The sequence below is a fragment of the Fusibacter sp. genome (assembly GCF_057447755.1).
Genome location: NZ_JBVBZF010000444.1, coordinates 1 through 2,300 on the forward strand (window position 1 = coordinate 1; position 2,300 = coordinate 2,300).

At 38.4% G+C, this 2,300-nt stretch carries 2 protein-coding genes; both read left to right on the top strand.

Translation table 11 applies throughout. The annotated features are described in order from the left end of the window. Nucleotides 1–56: 56 nt before the first annotated feature. Nucleotides 57–734, top strand: coding sequence for a vWA domain-containing protein (locus AC220I_RS21425; protein WP_486725905.1), 678 nt, complete (start codon nucleotides 57–59; stop codon nucleotides 732–734). A gap of 5 nt (nucleotides 735–739) precedes the next feature. Then, on the top strand, nucleotides 740–2,300 hold a 1,561-nt coding region (locus AC220I_RS21430; protein WP_486725906.1), incomplete at its 3' end, for a PP2C family serine/threonine-protein phosphatase.

The window sequence follows — 2,300 nt, forward strand, 5'->3', positions numbered from 1 at the left end:
AAAATATATAATTGAAATTATTAATCACATGAGATTAAAACCATAAGGAGGCTATTATGTCAGTAGAACGTGAAGGTAAAATGGGTGCAAGGGATTTACATTTATTTTTTTTAATAGATGCTTCGGATTCCATGAGTTATGGTGGCAAGGTAGAAACACTAAATAATGCCATAAGAGAGTCAATTCCTCATATTAAGGAAATTGCTAGGGAGACAGAAGGGACCATAAAAATTCATGCCTTATCTTTTTCAACAGGTGCAAGATGGATTGTCAGAAATGTGGATGTGAGAGATTTTACTTGGGAAAATATCGTGACCAAGGGGGTTACGGATATGGGACGTGGTTTTGAAATTCTTGCAGAAAAATTGGAAACTGAGTTTCAAGGTGCAAGAGGTTATCAGCCTGTGATGATTCTATTATCGGATGGTTTGCCAACGGATGATTATGAAAATGGTCTTAAAAAATTAAAGGCAACCAAATGGGGGAGCAAGGCCATTAGAATCTCAATTGCAATTGGCTCTGAAACGGATATGGATGTTTTGCAGGACTTCATTGGAGACTCATTTAGAGGAGAGCTTAAACCCTTACTCGCTAAGAACGCTAGCGATTTAAAGAATTATATTAGATGGGCATCTACAACCGTATCAACCGCATCCATCAACCCTGTAAAAAATACAATCCCATTGCCACCAACATTGGATTCGGAGGTTAATGTGGAAGAACTGGATTGGTAGATATAATGAATAAATGGAAAGTGATGAGTCATAGTCAAATTGGCTCATCACATCTTAGAAATGATAAACCCAATCAAGATGCCTTTCAATACGTCAATGGTGACCTAGTGATGGCTGCCGTCAGTGATGGTCATGGTTCTGATGCACACAAATTTAGTGAAATCGGTTCTAAACTCGCTGTTGAGTCTGCAATGACAGTGATTGAAAAGCTTTTAAAATCAAAAGAAGAAATCGAGAAAGAAAGGTTCAATTTTTTTGAGGGACATGAGCTTTCTTCTGAGTCAGTTCAGACTTGGCTTTGCGCGTATTTTTCTAAACTTTTGCCTCAACAAATTGTGACACTCTGGAAGACAAAGGTCTTGGCGCATTATGAGTCTCAAATTGGCCTTAATGACCCTACGGAAGACCTCAACGCAATTTACAAGTACTATGGTTGCACCCTGTTAACATTTTTTGAGTTTGGCAACAATTTGATATTTTTGCAAATTGGAGATGGCCTAATCGGTATATACGAAAATACAGGTCGTTTGATTCAGCCGATCATAGAGGACAAACGCCATATAAACAATCAAACGACTTCTTTGGCGGATGACTATGCTGAAATTGAGTTTAAAACAGGGATATACCCATTAGGGGATGACCTAGCATTTATAGCCATGACCACTGATGGTGTTGAAAATGCCTATCCTAATCACGAGACAGATTATATTTACTTTTATCACGCCATAAAGGGCTTAATTTTAGAAGGCCTTGATTCAATAGACTACTTACTCGAAAGAACAAGCCGTTATTCAGGCGATGACTCTACTGCTGTCATTTTTTACAGAACACCACCACTATTTCAGCCGCCTAAAGAAGATGTCCCTGAAACTACTATTGTTTTCAGACCAGTCCCTGAGGAATATACGCCAATTGAACACGCTCTTTGTGAGTCTACAAGTAGTCACTTCATGGGAATTGCAGCAGAACTTTGTTATGCATTTGAGACGTTTGAACGCAGGGATGAATGTGTTGTCATTTTGGCTTTGCAGGATATTTGGGTGAATCGCAAGGATAAAAAACTACTGTTTATGGATCGAGTCTTGAGCCCATTAACCCCTAAGGCAAAATGGCAATCACGTCAACTCTTGGCACAATTGCTTTATCAGATCTTTTATAAATCGCCACCAAAAGCTGAGGGCGTTTTGGGACTTAAAATCGAGCCATTTAAGAATGCATGGCTTAAAGGTATTGAGGCCCCTATATCACCCCAGGTATGGTCAAGGATTGTAGATCAAATCCGGCAAATGGCACATTTTGATTATACTAAAGGAAAATTTGTATTTGAAGATAGAGAAAATGACAAAGATATAGATAAAGATAAAGAGTCCTCTCCTGGTGTTGAATTGGTTTCGCAAATTGGGGCCTATGAATTGTTTTATGATACCATACTCTATTTGCACCAAATAATGAAATTGGGAAAAATAACAAACTCAATTGTTGGAGAAATCGTTACACACCCTCAAAACGTTAAAATATGGGGCATAAAGAACTGTTCCAATCATGAATGGGTCCAGTATATGAAGG